The 18,654-nt window shown below is 62.9% G+C and carries 10 protein-coding genes; 1 reads left to right on the forward strand and 9 read right to left on the reverse strand.

Translation table 11 applies throughout. The annotated features are described in order from the left end of the window. Window positions 1–18 precede the first annotated feature (18 nt). Window positions 19–1,056, forward strand: a complete 1,038-nt coding sequence (locus tag ABZV93_RS24120; RefSeq protein ID WP_354939927.1) for a DNA cytosine methyltransferase — start codon at window positions 19–21, stop codon at window positions 1,054–1,056. Here the strand turns inward: ABZV93_RS24120 and ABZV93_RS24125 are convergent. The 9 genes from ABZV93_RS24125 to ABZV93_RS24165 all read right to left on the reverse strand — a co-directional run bounded on the left by ABZV93_RS24125 (window position 1,053) and on the right by ABZV93_RS24165 (window position 18,552). Continuing rightward, window positions 1,053–2,870, reverse strand: a complete 1,818-nt coding sequence (locus tag ABZV93_RS24125) for a DUF1998 domain-containing protein (protein ID WP_354939930.1) — start codon at window positions 2,868–2,870, stop codon at window positions 1,053–1,055. The genes ABZV93_RS24120 and ABZV93_RS24125 overlap by 4 nt on opposite strands. Next, window positions 2,870–6,052, reverse strand: coding sequence for a helicase-related protein (locus ABZV93_RS24130; RefSeq protein WP_354939932.1), 3,183 nt, complete (start codon window positions 6,050–6,052; stop codon window positions 2,870–2,872). The genes ABZV93_RS24125 and ABZV93_RS24130 overlap by 1 nt, the downstream gene beginning before the upstream one ends. After that, a complete protein-coding gene (locus ABZV93_RS24135) occupies window positions 6,049–7,569 on the reverse strand; it encodes an NERD domain-containing protein (RefSeq protein ID WP_354939935.1) in 1,521 nt (506 codons plus the stop codon). The genes ABZV93_RS24130 and ABZV93_RS24135 overlap by 4 nt, the downstream gene beginning before the upstream one ends. Beyond that, window positions 7,566–12,269, reverse strand: a complete 4,704-nt coding sequence (locus tag ABZV93_RS24140; protein WP_354939938.1) for a DEAD/DEAH box helicase family protein — start codon at window positions 12,267–12,269, stop codon at window positions 7,566–7,568. Before ABZV93_RS24140 ends, ABZV93_RS24135 begins: the two co-directional genes overlap by 4 nt. Before the next feature lie 471 nt (window positions 12,270–12,740). Then, the gene (locus tag ABZV93_RS24145) at window positions 12,741–13,049 is read right to left on the reverse strand and encodes a hypothetical protein (RefSeq protein WP_354940004.1); all 309 of its coding nucleotides are present in this window, start codon (window positions 13,047–13,049) and stop codon (window positions 12,741–12,743) included. Then, the gene (locus ABZV93_RS24150; protein WP_354939941.1) at window positions 12,964–13,329 is read right to left on the reverse strand and encodes a prolyl oligopeptidase family serine peptidase; all 366 of its coding nucleotides are present in this window, start codon (window positions 13,327–13,329) and stop codon (window positions 12,964–12,966) included. The genes ABZV93_RS24145 and ABZV93_RS24150 overlap by 86 nt, the downstream gene beginning before the upstream one ends. Before the next feature lie 232 nt (window positions 13,330–13,561). Beyond that, complete coding sequence (gene gdhA, locus ABZV93_RS24155) at window positions 13,562–14,911, reverse strand: NADP-specific glutamate dehydrogenase (RefSeq protein WP_354939944.1); 1,350 nt, start codon at window positions 14,909–14,911, stop codon at window positions 13,562–13,564. A 134-nt stretch (window positions 14,912–15,045) separates the two neighbouring features. After that, a complete protein-coding gene (locus ABZV93_RS24160; protein WP_354939947.1) occupies window positions 15,046–17,880 on the reverse strand; it encodes a DHA2 family efflux MFS transporter permease subunit in 2,835 nt (944 codons plus the stop codon). Between the two features lie 201 nt (window positions 17,881–18,081). Beyond that, entirely contained in the window at window positions 18,082–18,552 is a 471-nt protein-coding gene (locus ABZV93_RS24165; RefSeq protein ID WP_354939950.1) for a hypothetical protein, read from the reverse strand. Window positions 18,553–18,654: the final 102 nt, after the last annotated feature.

An 18,654-nucleotide genomic window follows, 5' to 3' on the forward strand; every position in this document is an offset into this window, starting at 1 on the left:
GTGGCAGGTGTCCTCCGCTTGATCGACCTCTTCGCGGGATGCGGTGGGCTGACCCAGGGCTTCACTGCTACCGGCTTGTTCCGTCCTGTAGCGGCTGTGGAGCTCGACGTCCATGCGGCCGCAACGTACGCGCAAAACTTCGGTGACCACGTCCACGTTGGCGACATCGCCGATTGGGTGCAGGCGTCGTTACCTAAGGCTGAAGTCGTCGTGGGCGGACCGCCGTGCCAGGGATTCTCGGCCCTCGGAAGACGGAACCCTGCAGACCCCCGAAACGCTATGTGGCGGCACTACGTGGAGACCCTGCGGCGAGTGCAACCTGCACTCTTCGTGCTGGAGAATGTACCCCAGTTCCTCCGGTCATCAGAGTTCGCCCAATTCGACGCTGAGACGCAGCGTGGCGGCCTCCTGGACCGATACGCGCTCGAGCCGTTCGTCCTGAACTCAGCGAACTACGGCGTACCGCAAAGCAGGCGCAGAGCTGTGGTAATCGGTCGACTGCGGGAGCTCGACGCTCTAGGCCAACCGCCCGAGACTAGCACTGCGACCCTCTCCGATGCCTTCCCAGAGTGGCTCCATAGACGCGTCACAGACACCGATCTCCCGAAGAGCACCGTCGAGTTTCGGGGCCGACAGATCCCAGGCGTCTTCGAAATCCGTGATCTGCACATCACGCGTAGACCGACCGATATCTCGAAAGCCAGATTTCGGGCTATTCCTCCCGGTGGCAACCGGAACAACCTTCCCGATCATCTACTGACGCCCTGTTGGCGGAAACATAAGTCGGGCAGCGGTGACGTCATGGGACGACTCGTGTGGAGCAAGCCGTCGGTTACGATCCGGACTGAATTTTTCAAGCCGGAGAAGGGGCGTTACCTACATCCTGACGAGGATCGCCCCATCACCCACGCCGAGGCGGCCTTTATCCAGGGCTTCCCACAGGAGGGGTTCAGGTGGTGCGGCAACAAGTCGTCGATCGCTCGACAGATCGGGAACGCTGTACCTCCTCCTCTAGCTAGCGCAATCGCAAGTCACCTTGCGCAACGCCTCGGCTAGCGGTCACGGGAAGCGATCGACTCCCGCATCTCGGGGAGTACCTGACCGAACAGCCCGGGAACGTTGCTCCCCCCGAGGACCAACTGTCGGTCAAGCATACGATTACCGGATTCGCACGAAGTTTCGCTGACGAGCGCACAGCCGTGACAGGCGGACAAGTTCAGACTCGACGATCCCTGGCGATCGCTCTCAATACACACCGGATCGTTCGAACAGACGTCGGCCTCATCTAGCGCGGCGACCAACAACGGAATCAACTTGTCCGGAGAACCCAGACGCACAAGTCCCCCCAGTGTTCCTTGTGCGTCTCCTGCCGCGGTGTAGATCAGGACCCCCGCCGTGCGATCCGGGCGCTCGGAATTGGCGTAGATGCGCTCTTGCAGGGACGCCGACGAATACCCGCTATCAAACGCCAGCCTGCGCATGAGGAGGTGAGAGAAGGTGTGCAACGCAATGAAACGCGGTTCGGGCACATCAAGCCTGTGCGCCCACAACGTCTCACTCCTACGCTTGACGAGAATCTCCGCCCGAGCCCGAACCTCTGGTAGCTGTTCCCACTCCCGTAGGCGAGCCTCGTTAAAACGTAAAAAAATACCTTCACCGAACATTTCAATTGCCGGATACACCGGCATGCGCCTTTGATCCGGGCCCAGATCGGCCTTGATGAACTCAGCGTCAGCGCTATATCGACGGAACCCTCGCAGTGCGCGCACCTCGCGCACACGCTGCACCTGCCCGAGTCCGATGAGACTACCGGTGAGCGTCGCTGGCCAATTCGGTTTGGAGTCGATCGTCCATCCGTCGACAACAAAGTCGCTACCGCTCCTGTCACGACCGGCCTCGAGCTTCTTGAGGAACGCGGCCCACTCGCCGTCCTTCAGGTCCAGCAGCGGTGTCGACTCGGACGCCCCACCGTCCGCCGCGATGGCAAGCACCTCAGCTGCCGTCGCACTAAGTTCTGTAGCGATCCACTCGGCAACCATCTGGGCTTGGGGCCCGCCGTTGTCATCGACCACTTTGCTGAAATAGATATGGCTCCGGATCTTGTCGGCAAGCTCCCGAGACCTCGGCCTCTCCTCGGGTATGTCAAGCGCCACAAGTCCTTCGGCGATATAGTTTGCGGTGGCTCCGCGCTGTACGGCTATGAGCCTGTGCTCGCAGGCGTGCGCTGACGTATGCTCCATCCACGGCTGGGTCCCGTTGCATTTAATTCCATCGCGCTTCAGTGAATCCTCGACAACTAGGTCCGCCAGCGAACGCCTTCGCCTGCAGGCGTTACATTGGATACTTAGAGCCTTTAGCCCCTCGCCGAGCCCCGCCGATCGAAGAAACCTCAGCTCTGCGTAAGCCTTACAGAAGCGCACCTCGTCCGCGATTAGCCCGTCATGCCCTCGGTGGGCCCACTTGAACCATGGGATGTCTTGAATGTGACTCCCCTTCTCGCAGACCGCGACGTAACGCATCGGAACGAGCATGCCGCCACACTCACACTTGTTGACCCACTTACCCTTGTCCCTGCCGGTCAATTTCGAGACCTTTGAGCAACGTTCGCAGAAACGCCAGGCCGGAAACCGCCAGTATGTTAGGCCCGGCGTATTCTTAGCTGCTTTCCCGGCGTGGGACGGCGCCTGGCGAAGCACGCCCGCGCCGATGCGCGCCAAGAGTCGATCGCAGCTAATCTCGGGGGAGAACTTCTTGTCCCACCACGAAGTGTCCGGGGCGATAATTGACTCTCCACGGATATCGACGATTGCTCCGACACCGAAGGGCGACAACGTCTCTGAGAGGCGCAAGTCGTGTCTGATTGGTTCCATCAGTCGTTCCCTTCCATAGGCTCACGGACCTGCACTGCAACGTTAGGTTCGACCGATCGCATCGAATCTGCAACCAGCCACCCCTCGCCCGATTGCCCGAATCGCTTCAGTAGCGCCGCGTCGCCACTTCCCCGGTCGTAGCTCATTTTGGTCCCGGCGGAGCGCATCGCCTTGGCCCTTCGATCCCAATCGTTCAGCAATGATCGGAGCCGATCGACTGTAGGCACCGCCTCGATTTCATCAGAACGGCTCAGTAACCCCTTGAGATCATCGATGACTTTCTCGATCGAGGCCGATAGCTGCCCGTCGTCAAGATCCATACGCCCGGCGTCGTCGTTTTGAGCAAGACCGCTGAAGGTGTGCCGCACGAGCATCACGAGTGCGCCAGCGAGCGACCGCTCGCGGGAGGCTCTCGACCACGGTGTCACGCTGGTCGGCTCGACCGTCCGATAAAGAGATTCGTGATAGCTGCGGAAGGTCTCAAAATGCGATCGGTCACGGGCACGGTTCGACCGGAACAGTGTCGTAACGATTCCCCTCACGTCACCACGGCCGACACGGCTCGTAGCCTGAATGTACTCGGCCGTCGTCTTAGGTTGCCCGACCATCAACATCAACGCGAGTCGGGGTACGTCGATGCCCACCGACAGCATGTTGGATGAAAGGACAACGTCGACCGCCTGGTCAGTCTTATCGATGCGCCAACCGAGCTCGCGCAAATCGTTGGGAAGCTCCTCCGGGCCACGTCGACTGGTGAGTTCTAGGACGCGATCGGGGCGGACCCGGCGGTATGGCAATCGCAATCGATCCGCGCGCGCCTCAAGCCGCGCGTTCACGTCGTCGACTACCAGAGTCCCGGTGCGACCCAGCTCGCGCAGACTGTTGTGGTACATGACAGCCGTCCAGTATGCGTCCCTCGCTGTTCCCTCGCGCTGGATAGAGATTGCGGGAATCTCGAGTAGCGGAGAGGCTGCTGCGATTACCGCCGAGGCTTGAGACAAGGATTGCGGCATGAGTCCGACATACAGCCGTCCCTTTCCTGATGCCTCAGGCTGGGAAAAGAAGGTTCGGTCATCGTCGAGGCCTGACGGCGGGTAGAGTGCCACTTCGCGTCCATATAGACCGCGCACTTGCTCATGCGAAGCCCGGATCGTCGCCGTCGAGGCAATGATCTTAGGCGGAGTGCCTCCGCGGCTCAGTAACTGCTGGATCACCGCGTCAAACACCGCCACGGTGGTCCCCAGCGGACCCGACAACAGGTGAAGTTCATCTTGGATGATCATAGACGGTTGACAGAACGGGACGTTTAGCCCCAATAGGCGCCCGGCGTCTGGATTGAATTGGAGCCTTGCGAACTTGTCCACGGTCGCTAGCAGGTACGTCGGCGGATTGTCATATAAGACCTGGTCGACGACAGCGACCGGCAGCTCGCCATTAAATTCGCAATGAATGTTCGTGCACCGGATAATGATGTCATTACCAACCTGGCGTATACCGTAATCAGAAGGTTTTGTCGAGTGCCTCTTAGGCACAAGCGAAGCAGCGCACCATGGGCAGCTCTCGACCTGAAATTGGTTCGCCTCCTGCGGTCGAGCTGCCTTTAGTAGGCGCTTCAGCGCCATGCGGGCTTCGCCGCGCGTGCCGGGCGTCACCTCGTTGCCCACCCAAAGTCCGATCGAGAACGGAGCCATCCCCTCCGCCCTTGTATCGGAATCACGGCCGGGTCGCCGCAGGATCTCCATCGCACAGATCAGAGATGATGCCCGGTGGAACTGCTGGGCCGTCAGAAGGCGCAACGTGTAGCGGGTGATCACCGCCGTGCCACCGCCGCACGTACCGTGGCGGAGTCTCCGCCGAAAGATCTCGATTGCAGCCAGGCCCAGGTATGCCTCCGTCTTCCCGCCACCCGTGGGGAACCAAATGAGATCGACAAGCTCGCGCTCCGGGTGCCGATCATCCACGGTCGAGGCCAAAGCTACGAGAATGAATCCAAGCTGGAACGGTCGCCAGGCCGGCTCGGCTACGGCCTCGAGTTCCGTGCCTTGGTTGATCCGCGCTTGTCGCATCTGCAAGCGCATCGCCGCCATCCCCAACGCGAATGCCGTGCGAAGCTTGCCCTGATCCTCTCCTCGGAGGAGATCCACGGTCGCCTGCATCCGACTGGAGGCCCTCCGCGACCGCGCCACAATGGTGGCGGCGACGGACGAGTCTCGACCGAAACTCGAAACCCGTCCCTCCTGCTCTGCGACCCATCTCTCGAACGCGGCCACGAATGTTTCGAGTGCGGCGATCACCAGCTCGGGCTCACTGTCGATACGCGACAGGAAGTCGAGTCGAAGAGCAGTACCTTCGGCGCTTCCGGAGGCGAAGGCAACGGTCTCGACGGCAGGGACGACGTACGATGGGACAGGATCGATGAAGACTCTCGTGCATATCCCGTCGACCATGTCCCAGTCGGCCGCCATGCCGTGCCCGACAGCGTAGGTCTTCCGATTGCGGTATCGCAGACGAAGCTCAGCCGCCTCGTGGTCGACATCTAGGCTAGACGTTGGATCGTATTCGAGGATTCGTCCTCCAGATTTGGGTAGGACGGACAACTCCAACTGATACAAGATCCGGGCGGCATCCACTTTCATATCGCCGCTAGCGGCCGTGACCACTCTGACGTGAACAGTGACGAGGTACGCATTGCCAAAAGAACGCCAGCGGGACCCGACTTGGAGCGTGACGTCGCCAGCGGTCAGCTCGCGTGGCGGATCTTCAGCCGAAAGCTCGAGATCTGGATAGGAGAAGGGCGTCCTCTGCCACTGCGGTGGCCCATCGAGGTCTAGCGCTGCATATGTGCCTCCCGCTATGCTGCACTGCACCGTGGCCCCATCGGTCACAAACGATACTGCTGCTGACGACGGGCGCCAGTCCTCGGCAAGAGGAATACCTGCGTTTCGGTCATCCACCTCACCTTCGACGACGTCGGCTTCAACCTCGGGCATAGCGTCGGAGTCAACGTCGGTCAGCCCCTCAGGAGCCGCCTCCGAATAGGATTCGGGTGGATATAGCATCCCGACGCTGTATTGCAAATTCGGGCGCCCATTGACAATGATCTCGTCGGGACCACCCTCTGGGCCGACGTAGGCCGATCTAAGGTGTGCAAGGACCTCTTGCTGCTCGCCGGTGAGTGTCAAAGCGCCCCCATGTTGTTCTGCAACAGCTCTTGTAGCCGCTTCCTGTCGGCTGCCGACACCAAGATGTGTAGACCCACACGTGCCCTCGTCGCCGCCACATAGAAAGCCGCCGACCCACCATGATCAAAGACTTCCGGCAAGTTACACACGACGACTCGGTCCGCCTCGAGCCCCTTGGCGTGCTTGGGGCTTGTGATCATAACGCCACGCTTCGTTGAAACTGGTGCAGCCGACGAAGAAGCATCGATGATCCAAATAGAGCTAGGCCTCGAACCATCCGCTACGAGCTGATCAGCGATCTTCACGGCGGTGGCGACATCAGCGACGCCGGTAGCGTCGGCCCAGTGGAGGGGTTCGCCATGAACGATTCCCGGGTCCCCGACGTCCGCACCTAGATAGCTCTGGACAACGTGGACGATGGGCTTGGTGTTGCGGACGTTCATCGGAAGCTCGAACTCGACGGCATCCTCAAGGATCAACGCGAAGATATCCTCGTCGAACGCCCCGTCGACGCGCGCTTGATTGTTCGGATCCAGAAACATGCGCCAACGACCGTTTGCGCGCCCGCCGTCGATGACCGTATCGAGCTTGTCCATGTCCTCTGCCGTCATCAGGTCCTGTGCCTCGTCCACGAAGACGGCCTCGTAGGTCCGTTCCCCCGACAGCTCAGCGAAAGGAATGACATCAATAGCTCTGCCAGCAACCAACGTCTTGAAGAAGCGAATGAGGCCCGGGGAGCCGAAGGTGATCAGCACCGAACGGCCCTGATCTGCCTCCTGCTTCGCGCCCTCAGCCAATGCCAGCGACTTCCCCGTGCCGGCACCGCCGAGAACCAACACGCGCGGGCTGCGAGCCAGACCTTCGAGGTACTTAGCCTGGCCAGCCGTGGCGCGATTCTGCTCTTCCAGCACAGCGCCACGCTGTGCATCGATGGCAGGAAGGCGCGTGAACTCGCCGTACAGCCTTGTACGGATGTCGGCGAGCCGCGCGACCTTGGTACCGTGGCTGGGTGTTGGCGCCCTTCTCACTATCTCGTCGAGCGCGCCCGCGACACCCTCAACTGTCATGTCCGAGCTTGCCAACCAGTGCGACGGATACCAACCGATGGCGCGGTTCAGATCATCGGTATCCGGGGTGATAACCGCATGCTGGTCTGGATACCAACCGAGACCGTCCGCCTTTAAGATATCGCGGAGCGCCATCTTTGCACCATTTGCCTGATCCATGGGCGGTTCCTTCAGTTGGAACCATTCCTGACGTCGGTTTTTAGTCCACCACCTGCCTTCGAGGCATCGAATCCCTCCGCCCTTGACCTCGAATACGACCACCACGCCCTTCCAGAGGACGATGAAATCGGCTTCCGCCTGCTGCTTGTGTCGATGAGATCGGAGCTTTACCGAGTGAAAGGCAACCGCATTCGGGTCGCCAGTCACTTCGAGCAGCAGGCGTGCAACGGTTTTCTCAGCGTCGCTCTCGGCCACCTGGAGGATCGACTTGAGGTCCGGCGAAAGTATCACGCGGGGTGCTCCTTCCATAGCGGCTCGTACTCACGATAGCCAAGAAGGTTACTCATATTGCCAAAGTCGTCCGCCATGTCGACGATGAGGCACTCTTCTTTACCGCCGTTGGCTGGGCCACGCAGCCCGCGTCCCGCCATCTGAATATAGGCGCTCGGGCTGAACGTTGGACGCGCAATATAGAGTGCCCGGACACCAGGCGCATCGAAGCCTTGGATAAGCAGATCGCAGTTAGCCAGCACCCGGACGGCGCCGTCCTTGAACTTTTGGATCACATCACGGCGTACCTGTCGACTGGTCTGCCCACTCACCGACTCAGCCCGAACGTCCCGGTAGCGCAGCGACGCGGCGAGGACCTGCGCTGAGAGAACATTCGGAGTGAAGACCAAAATCGGCCAATCATCATCCTGGCTCATGATGTGATCTATGAGGATCGCCATACGCGCTTGGTCGCGGCCGATACGGTCGAGTACCGCAGGGTTAATACGTCGAAGTCGACTGGCTTCGGCGACCTCGCTGGGGTACAGCCTTACCTTGATACCCGGCAGCACATCGTGTTTCACACGCGCCAGAACACCGAGCTCGGCAAGCTCATGATATGCATCTCCCTCAAAGGCCTTGATAATCTTGTTTCCGAACCTGTTGGCGAGCTGTTTGGTGGCGGACTCTGAGGTTCCCTTGAATGGCGTGGCCGACAAGCCAACTAACGGCCTTGCCCATCCGGTGCCTGCAACGCCCAGCCATTGAAGGATGCTGGTGTACATCGACGAGTTTCCTGCGCGGTGGCCTTCATCGACGATGACGAGTGTCGCCTCACTTAGCCATTCATATTCCGCAGTGCCACGAACCACGTTGAGCTTGGCATCAGTTGCGACTATCACGCTGAACTCGGTGTCTGGCTCATGCACGATATTGCTTTCCCAGAGCCTGCCGATCGTCAGCGGACGCTCGTCGCCCAGGCCCCGCCACACTAGGCCCCAGGTTTGGACGGCCTGCTCACAGAGCTCTTGGGACTGGGCGATCCACAAGACCGGTCCACGCAACTTTCCCTCAATGAACAGGCGGAGCACGGTCTCAGAAGCAACGCGCGTTTTACCCGAACCCGTCGGCAATTCAAGCATTGCCTTTTTAGATCGGCCAGCGCCACTTTGGGTGATAACCTGCTGCAGCTCCTCACTGATTCTCTGTTGGAACTCATGTAGCGGATTCAGCTTAACCGCCCCGGGCACGATGAATTCGTTGACCTGCGGCTCGCTGCGACGTCCAGCGTACTCGGCTCCGAAGCCCATCTTCCGAAGCCACGAGATCGTCGACGCGCCACCTCCCCAGGTAGTGGGAACGTCAGGGAAACCTAATTGCCGGAAATTTTCCTGCAATTGTTTGACAGCCTCCGAGCCATAGACCGTCAGGAATAACCGGGCGACTGATGTATCGTCGCCGACCAATCCCTGGACTTGAAGTGCTTGCCATAAGCCGGAGGGCAGTGCCTCACGCAGATCATCAGGCCCAATGTAGACTTCCAATCGCGACTCGTCGTCGGGCGCCGCAATAGCTTCCTGACGCATAGTCTCAAGGCGGTGATCAACACCTGCCTTGATGACCGTGGCGAGCTCGGCATTGTTAAGGCGCATTTCGAACGCATCATTTATGAAGCTGAGGACTTTTCTTTCGTCTGCTTCGTTCGCGACAATGAGCCTGCCACCTTCGAGATGCCAGTCGATAGCTTGATCCTCTACCCCTTCTTCGGTGGTAACCCGCTTCGCTAGGAGCAAGGCGCGCGCCACGGTGGCGTGAGCCACCTTCTCGGCCCAGAGCGTGCTTCGCAGGCCGGGGTAAACGTCAACGATCCGTTCGCTATCTTGCCGTCCTTCTACAAGCACGGAAAAGGCAAAGCTCTCCTCGAAGCGGCGACACCCTACAGCTTCGGCTAGGTCCGCGGCTTCCTCTTCGCTTACGCGCAGATAAGGGCGGTGCCGGTGTGAAAGATACTCCTGCTGCTCGTCGGTAGTCGCGAGATAGACGGCGTTGGGGGGACGGGCCTCGACTGCCTTTCGGACCCGTGCAGGAATGCTGGGAGGATGGGACTCTGGATACGCGATCCGGTCCGCAGTCAAGATGAAGTCAACGAGCGTGGAGTCGCTGATCGCTGGCGGAAAGATTTCGGCGCCGAGTGCATCGCGAAGCACTTTCACAGGGACCACCGCCAACTCGTCAGGTAGCTCAAGCGCGTCCGACACGTGGCCTGGCCCTTTGAAGAGAGGGAGCAAGCCCTCGTACTTCACGAGCGACGGGGCGACAACGTCGGCGGGCGCGCGGAATCCGCGATTGGTCCTGAGTAGGCCTGCGCGCTCAACTGCCCAACGAACCGGTGATTTCACCGGATAAGTTCGCGAGGTATCGAGATCCTCACAGATCCAGTCGCCGTCCCCCTCTGCAAGGAGCCCGGCCGTCCATCGTGCCCGTAGTTCATCCGAGGCGTCCGCATCGCGAAGCATGAAGAGCATCGAGAACGGCCCAGGTCCTTCGTACGGGGTCAGATCGATACGCTCTGTGGGACGCTCGCCGGGCCCGCGGCACTGGTTGAGAGTTGTAAGCACCCATTCTTTGTAGCGGTCGAATGCCGGCTCGTCGTCAGCGGGAAATTTCCTAACCGGCCCACGGATGACACCGAGTTGGTACGCGACCTCCGGGAGGCATCTCGATCTGTCAAGGGTCCTCGATGCGAAGGACGGGCCAAGCGACTCCGAGACGTCGAATACTTGGCGCGGAAGGCTCCATCCTCCATCGACCGTCGGCACTCTCACCTTCATCGCATGTGCAGCGAGCGCTTTGGAAGCGGCTAGGACCGGGACGCCCATGACCGCGTCCCACAACTTGGTCAGCTCCTGGTCGCTTCCCACTAGCGGAAGCTTCGCGAGTCGGGCGTTCAGAACAGCTAGTGGATCGAGGTCTCGGAACCCCGATTTCCGTAGAAGATCATCGACACCCGGCCGTGCTAGAAAGATGGGGTCGACGAAGGTCGCACCCTCGATCTCGATATCGGCATCCTGGCTCAGGAAGACTACATCCTTGTCAACGAGTGCTCGCAGCCCCTCGGTGGTTGGGATGACCTTGGCTTGGTCAACACCTTCGATCTTCCGGTGGAGGGCGCAGACAGTCTTGAAAGCGTTCTCCGAGGAGATCGGGTCGACGCCGTCGGCCCACTCGCGTAACCACGAAAGAAGTCCGCGCTTTGGCATGAGCTCTAGTGCCCGCCTTGTGTCCCTAGCACTGCCACGATCCCCGCGGTCCAACCCTGCCGTGAAGAGATCCCGCAGGCGCGTGGTGCGTGTCGACGTGGCATAGCAACGCCAGGACGGGACGTCCTCGCCAGTGTTCGGTGACTCGATCCATGCCTGGTGAATCGACGGTTCGAGAGCGAAAGAGAAGTCCAGTGGGCGCAGGTCAGTCGCATGCTTCAAGACACCGTTAGCGTCAGGAATTATCCCCTGCTCCGCCGCGAATACTGGGATATGGGCGATCAGGAGCTCATCTCCAAAGCTAAGCAGTTCACGCCCCCGAGCAGGCATGTAGTCGAGGTGCGCTGCCGGATCTTCAGTCGTCCGTGTACGTGGGAGCAGATCGACGAACATCTTCGATAGTGTCCGCAAGATTTCGCGATTGTAGTCGTTGTGCAGAAGCGTCGTCCGGTCATCGTTCACACTCCAAGGAGCGTTGAAGAGAGCGGATGCCGAAGTCTCATCCTGAAGCGGGAAGTAGGCCCAGAACCGTCCTATGCGCTGCCGGGATTGCCGGGCTGGCAGTGCGACCGTTACCTTGACCCGCTTTCGCGAGACCGCCTGTCCGACCTGCTCGCGAGCGGCCTCGCTCGGTGAGTGCATCCGATCCTGGACGAACCACTCCTCACCCTCCCCGTCTGGCCGCTCAATCTTGAGGACTCCGTCACCGAGGTCGCGCGAGATATGACTAGTCTCGAACGCCTCTGGGCCAATGATTCGGAGCTTCACCTCACGCACGGCGTTTACGAAGAGCAAGAATTCAGGGGAGAAGCCCCTCATCTCCTCCGTCAGGCGCTTGAGATTCGTCGCATTCGGAAGCTTGACGATAGTGGTTGCCCACTCGGCCAAGTCAGCGAGGATTGGGTCCGCGGCAAACTCCGCGAGCGGATCGGCAACTGTCGCCGTACGTAGAATCGGGTAGCGCTTCGCGCCGGGCCCAACCTTTGTCAGGGCCTTCCTCGCCTTGACGGAGTTAAACTCGAAGGAGATGGATCGGCTGAATACCTGGGGAGAATCGGATACCGCGAGGACGGACTTGAAGCCGAGACCGAACCGACCGATCTCGTCCCCTCGTTTGGCGCTCAGGTATGCCATCGTGATGGCTCTTAGACCGCTCTCCGAGAATGGTCGGCCAGCATTCGCACAGTACAGAGTCTTTTTGTCGACATCGAGTGTGATCTCGACCCTGCCAGCAGTCGGCCCTTGACCGTCTTCCGCTCCGGCCAACGCGTCAGCAGAGTTCTGTACGAGCTCGAGAAGCGTACGGTTCGCATAACCGCCGGTTCGGATCGACTCCTCATGGTTCGCATGCTCCTCGATGAGGTCGGGATGGATCTCATACGACCTGATCGCGCGATCGAACTGATCTCCGACCTCCCGCTCGAGACCTGGGTCAGCTGACCACAAGTTGGCCACAGTCACCACTACGAACTCCTCGCCCTCGCGCTGTCTTTGCTCCCAAGGCGGTGCGTCTGGCAACTACATCGGTCTCGCGCCCCCCGAGGTCATAATTCCGTCCCCCTTGCCCTGGTTGCGCCTCATCGCGCATTTTTTCGGGTCGCCTTGTCAACGGGTCAACCGAATCTTTGGTTACGGTGCGCGTACGGGGCAGTTGCGTCGGGTACACGGAGGTGTACAGGATGGTGGCTGACCTGCGGGAATAGGGAGGCCCTTGCAGGGACCCGTGCCTGCGAGATGCTAGCTAGCTGTAGCTAGCGGGACCCCGCTTACTCTGGCCAGCCCCGGCCATATGTGGAGAGGCATGCGCTAGAACTGGGCCGCCTGAGGGTTCGGCGACCAGCGCGTGCTCTGCTCCGACGGCGGGTCAGGTCGATCCAGCAGCCGTCCTGACGAGGGTGAGCACACCGGTGAGCCTGAGTACTCGCCCGTCGCTTACAGCGGCGATGTCGAGCCGAACGTCTCAGGTAGTGCGCTAAACGGGGGTAGACGGTTCTTCTCGGGCCACTGTTCAGACTCGGCGAGGTCCGAGTCGAGCTCGGGGATCAGCGCGTCCACCACTCGAAGCATCTGGGACGGCAGCGCGTTGTCGTCCAGTTCGCCGTGGACGAGTAACAGCCTGCCGCGCAGACCCGCGGCCACCTGCGTGTTGTCGACATCAGCCCATCTCGCGACTGTGCCCAGATAGAGGTGCGACCAAGCCGGGATGTAGTGCCGCCAGTTGTGGTTGCCGGAGATGGACACGCCGACGCGGTAGGAGGTCCGGACGGGTGAACATCGCGCGAGCCGACGCGAACCCGCCGCCGAATAGGCCGTACACCTCCACTTGCCCGGCATCCGTACAGGGATGACGCTCGGCGAGCTGGCGAATCGCCATCACGTGGTCCTCCACGTGCCAGGCCTCGTCGGCGTCGCCGTACGCTGCGTCGTGAAACGCCTTGCCCCTGCCCGGCGTCCCGCGTCCGTCATGCGCGACGACCGCGAAGCCGAGTGCCGCCGACCCTAGGAACCGGGCGGAAACCACCGCTCGCTCTCAGGCCCCGGTTTCTGATACTCGCTTCGCTCGGACTTGTCGGCCCACCGGCCGTCGACCTCGCGTCGTTGCTTCAGGTACCCCACCACCAGCAGCAGCACGGCGAGTCCACGACGATCAGGATCCAGACCACCACCGCACTCATGCCCACACGGTGACACCGGGCATGCCCGCGGTCCACAGACCGCGGGCATGCCTCCCAGGGTGCTCTTTCGTACGCGGATCAGATGATGCCGAGGGCGAGCATGGCGTCCGCGACCCGGATGAACCCCGCGATGTTCGCGCCGGCGATGTAGTTGCCGGGACTGCCGTACTCCTCGGCGGTCTCCGCACACCGATCGTGGATGGCTCGCATGATCTCCTCGAGCCGCTCCTCGGTGTGCTCGAAGGTCCAGCTGTCGCGGGACGCGTTCTGCTGCATCTCCAGCGCGCTGGTGGCGACCCCGCCCGCGTTGGCGGCCTTTCCGGGAGCGAACCCCACCCCCGCGTCGTCGAACACCCTGATCGCCTCCGGCGTGGCGGGCATGTTCGCGCCCTCGCCCACGACCCGGCAGCCGTTCTTGACGAGCGTGAGCGCGCCGGCCTCGTCGAGCTCGTTCTGCGTGGCCGACGGCAAGGCGATGTCGCAGGGGACGTCCCAGATCGACCCGCCCGCCACGTGGTCGACCCCGCTGCCGCGCGCCTCGGCGTAGTCGCGGACGCGGCCCCGCCGTACGTCCTTGATCTCCTTGAGCAGCTCGGTGTCGATGCCCTTCTCGTCGACGACGTAGCCGTCGGAGTCCGAGCAGGCGACCACGACGCCGCCGAGCTGGTGCACCTTCTCGATCGCGTAGATGGCGACGTTGCCGGAGCCGGAGACGACGACGCGCCGCCCGTCGTACGTCTCACCGCGCGCTTTCAACATCTCGTTGACAAAGAAGACCGCGCCGTAACCGGTCGCCTCCTGGCGTACCTGCGAACCACCCCAGGCCAGGCCCTTCCCGGTGAGTACGCCGGATTCATAGCGGTTGGTCAGCCGCTTGTACTGGCCGAACAGGTAGCCGATCTCGCGTCTGCCGACACCGATGTCTCCGGCCGGTACGTCGACGTACTCGCCGATGTGCCGGTGCAGTTCGGTCATGAACGACTGGCAGAAACGCATGACCTCCGCATCCGACCGGCCCTTCGGGTCGAAGTCGGAGCCGCCCTTGCCGCCGCCGATCGGCATACCCGTGAGCGCGTTCTTGAAGATCTGCTCGAAGCCGAGGAACTTCACGATGCCGAGGTAGACGCTCCGGTGAAAGCGCAGGCCTCCCTTGAACGGACCGAGCGCGGAGTTGAACTGCACGCGGAACCCGCGGTTGAGCTGCACCCGGCCGGCGTCGTCGACCCACGGCACGCGGAAGATGACCTGCCGCTCCGGCTCGCACAGCCTGCGGATGACCGCCGCGTCGGTGTACTCCGGATGCTTGGCGACCACCGGCCCGAGACTGCTCAGGACCTCCCGGACCGCCTGGTGAAACTCCTCCTCGCCCGGGTTGCGGCGAAGCACTTCGGCGTAGATGTCGTGCAGCTTCTCGTCAAGGTCGCTCACGGCGCATCCCCCAGGCACACGTCGTCCCGGCCGGGTGGACGCCGGCCGAGTGCGGATGTCGCGAAACGACGGCCCCGTCGCCGTCGCCCGTCGAGGCTACCTGGCCCCCGCAGCCCGTCCGTGAGCGAACCGGGTCAGGCGTCCGGGTAGCTGAGTTCGACGTCGTGCGTACCGTCGGCCCCGGGATCCACCCGGACCGAGCTGGCCACCGGCGGATAGCCGCTGGCGATGACGGTGTAGTCACCGGCGGGAAGGTCCTCGAGGGTGTAAACGCCGTCGGCGTCGGTCACCGTGGTCGTGAGCACCGCACCCGAGGCGTCGACGAAGGTGATCAGCGCCTCGCGCACCGGATGGCCGTACCGCCCGGACCGAGCGACGCCGGTCAGCCGGCCGCCACCCTCCAACTGCAGGTCCAGTCGCTCCTCGCCACCCTGCGGCACCGTGACACCCGTCGCGATCGGACGGTAGTTCGCCGCGCTGACGACCAGGGTGAAGTGGCCGCCGCCCAGACCCTCCAGCGCGTAGCCGCCGTCCGCGCCAGTGAGCCGGGAGGTGACGACCTCACCGCTCTCGTCGGTCAGGGTCACCGTGGCGTCGGGCACCGGGGCGCCGGTCCCACCGACGGAGACCGTGCCGTAAAGCCGGGTGCTGCCGGAGAGCACCAGGTCGGCCGTCACCGGTCCCCCGGTCGTGGTGATCGTGGACGCCCGCGGCTGGTAGACGCCGGCCGAGGCGATCAGGACGTACGTACCGGCCGCCAGAACCGGCACCGCGTACGCACCGGACTGGTCGGTGAGAGTACGAGCCACCTGGTGGCCGTCGAGGTTGATCAGGGTCAGCGCAGCGCCCGAGATGGGGCTGCCGTCCGGCCGGAGGACCTTGCCACCGATCCGGTGGCCGTCGAGCTGGTGCTCGTCATCGCGGGGCGCTGCGGGTGATCCGTTGGCCGCCGGCGCGGCTCCCTGCCGGGGGCGGCGCACCCGAAGGAGCTGGCCGAAGTCCTCCCCGTCCGCCAGCGCGTGCCGGCCGTTGGCGCCGCCGTGACCGTTGCTCACCGCGTACCCGTTGGCGGTCGTGTGACCGTTGGCACTCGCGTGACCGTTGCCGTTCGCGTGACTGTTGCCGTACGCCGATTCCTCCTGCGGCGTGTCACCGACCTCCGGGGCGTCCGCCTCCGGGGTCTCCGCCTGCACCGCGGTCGTACCCAAAAGCTCCGGGGTTTGGGCCTGCGCCGCGCTCGGGCCCGCCTCCTCCGCGGCCCGCGCCGCCATGCCGGACTGGGTCCGCAGCGGAATCTCCTTCATGAACGCCAGCAGTACGAACGCCACGACCGGAGCGACGGCTGCCGTCAGGAACACCAGGTCCATCGACTCCGAGAAGCCCATCCGGAACGGCACGGCGAGCCTCGGGTCGAGCCGCTGGATGAAGGACGAGTCCTGCAGCACGCCGCCAGTGCCACCGCCACCGGAGCCGTGCAGCATCGCCAGCACCGGCTGGTTCGCCTTGTCGGCCAGCACCTTCGGGTCGTGCAGCGCCGCCTGGAAGGCCGGCGTCTGGCTGACCGTACGGAAGGCGTTCGCGATCTTGTCACCCACCGTGCTGAACAGCAGCGAGAGGAAGACGGCGGTCCCGAGTGTGCCGCCCATCTGCCGGAAGAAGATCGACGAGGACGTGGCGACGCCCATGTCGCGGGGCGGGACGGCGTTCTGGATGGCGAGGGTGAGGGTCTGCATGGACAGACCGAGACCGAGGCCGACCACCGCCATGTAGATGTCGGTCTGCCACAGCGGGGTGTCCCACGCCACCTGGTGGAAGAGCACCAGGCCGCCGGTCATGAGCAGGGTGCCGATGAGCGGGAAGATCTTGTAGCGGCCGGTCTTGGCGGTGATCTGCCCCGACGACAGTGAGCCGGTCATGATGCCGGCCATCAGCGGCAGCATCAGCAGCCCCGAGTGCGTGGGTGAGGCGCCCTTCACGATCTGGAGGTACTGCGGCACGATCGCGATCGCCCCGAACATCGCCATACCGATGAAGAAGCCGCCCGAGGAGATCAGCGAGAAGACCCCTGACCGGAACAGCCGCAACGGGATCAGCGCGTCGTCCCCCATCCGCTTCTCGGCGAGGACGAACGCGACCAGGCCGACCACGCCGAGCACGTAACAGATCAGCGCGTCGCGAGATCCCCAGCCCCAGTCGCGGCCCTGCTGCGCCACGATCAGGAGTGGTACGACGCAGACTGCGATCGCGATCGCACCGAGCCAGTCGATGCGGTGGTCGCGGCGGGTGTGCGGCACGTGCAGCACCTTGCCGACCACGATCAGCGCGATGACGCCGATGGGCACGTTGACCAGGAACACCCACCGCCAGCCGGCCAGGCTGATCAGCTCGGACTGACCGGCGAGGAACCCGCCGATCACCGGCCCGAGAACGCTGGAGCTCGCGAACACGGCCATGAAGTAGCCCTGGTACCGCGACCGCTCGCGCGGCGGAACGATGTCGCCGACGATCGCGAACGCCAGCGACATCAGGCCGCCGGCGCCGAGTCCCTGGAACGCGCGGAAACCGGCGAGTTGCCACATCGACTGGGAGAAGGTGCAGGCGAGCGATCCGATCACGAAGATCGTGATCGCGGTCAGGAACAGCGGCCGCCTGCCCCACAGGTCGGACAGCTTGCCGTAGAGCGGCGTACTCACCGTCGACGTGATCAGGTAGGCGGTGGTCGCCCAGGCCAGCATGTCCAGGCCCTTGAGATCGTCGGCGATGGTACGGATCGCGGTGGAGACGATCGTCTGGTCCAGCGCGGCAAGGAACATCCCGAGCATCAGACCCGAGATGATGGTGACGATCTGGCGGTGACTCAGCTGTCCATGGGGCCGGTCCTGGGCCTGGCCATGGGACTGGTCTGCTGTCTGCTGCTTGGGCTCCGCGCCCGCTGTCCGGGTCGCCGTACTCTCCACCGCGTTACTCATCTGACCTCTCCACCCCGCCTTTGCCGCGCTCTACCTGCTCACCCCGTCGCGGCTCGTCTTTTCCATCTCTTTGCTTGCGTCATGCAAGTGATGCCCAGACAACTATGCGGAGCGGCCGTTGCCTTAGACAACACAACTACTTGTGAAGTGGCGCACAATTAGGCAAAAGAACTTTTTACGTGACCTTGCGTGGTACTGAGCTCACCCGTCCTCCGGCGCGGGCGGGGCCTGCCTGCGCCCTGCTCGCCGAGGCGCTTGCGACGTGCCTGCAAGGTGCCTGCGGACGAGGGGTGCCGTCGCGAGCAGAAGCAGTGTGAAGACGGTGAGCCGCTGGAGGCCGGGCGCCGACCCGACGTCGAGATGCTGGATGGCGTACGTCGCGTAGAAGTTGGCGGCGAGGTCGGTGGCGACGATGAGACAGGCGAGGTCGAGCCCTCGGGGCCGGCCGGCGACCAGGAGGACGGCGGCGAGCGGGTCGAGGAAGGCCAGCGCGGTCCAGTAGAGGTTCAGCCAGTCCGGCGCCCAGGCGTACGGATGCAAGCCATGGCGTACGAGGTCGCTCACGTGCGTGACCGTGCCGACGAGAAGCCCGGCCGCATACACGCCGACGAGTACGACGACCCACGGTGGTGTCCGGCGTACCCATCGCACGGCGTCGATCCTTTCAGACACCTCGTGCACTGCTTCTGTGCAAGCTGCGGACCGGCTCGCAGCACTCCCGGTGACGACCGACCCGCATGAGATGGTGTGCCGCACGAGCTACGACGTCGTCGT

It is taken from the genome of Actinopolymorpha sp. NPDC004070 (assembly GCF_040610475.1).
Lineage (GTDB): Bacteria > Actinomycetota > Actinomycetes > Propionibacteriales > Actinopolymorphaceae > Actinopolymorpha.

What these genes read in the sequence shown, in the direction of transcription:
- ABZV93_RS24125 (WP_354939930.1), bottom strand. Translation starts at nt 2,870, where the DNA reads ATGGAACCAATCAGACACGACTTGCGCCTCTCAGAGACGTTGTCGCCC.
- ABZV93_RS24160 (WP_354939947.1), bottom strand. Translation starts at nt 17,880, where the DNA reads ATGAGTAACGCGGTGGAGAGTACGGCGACCCGGACAGCGGGCGCGGAG.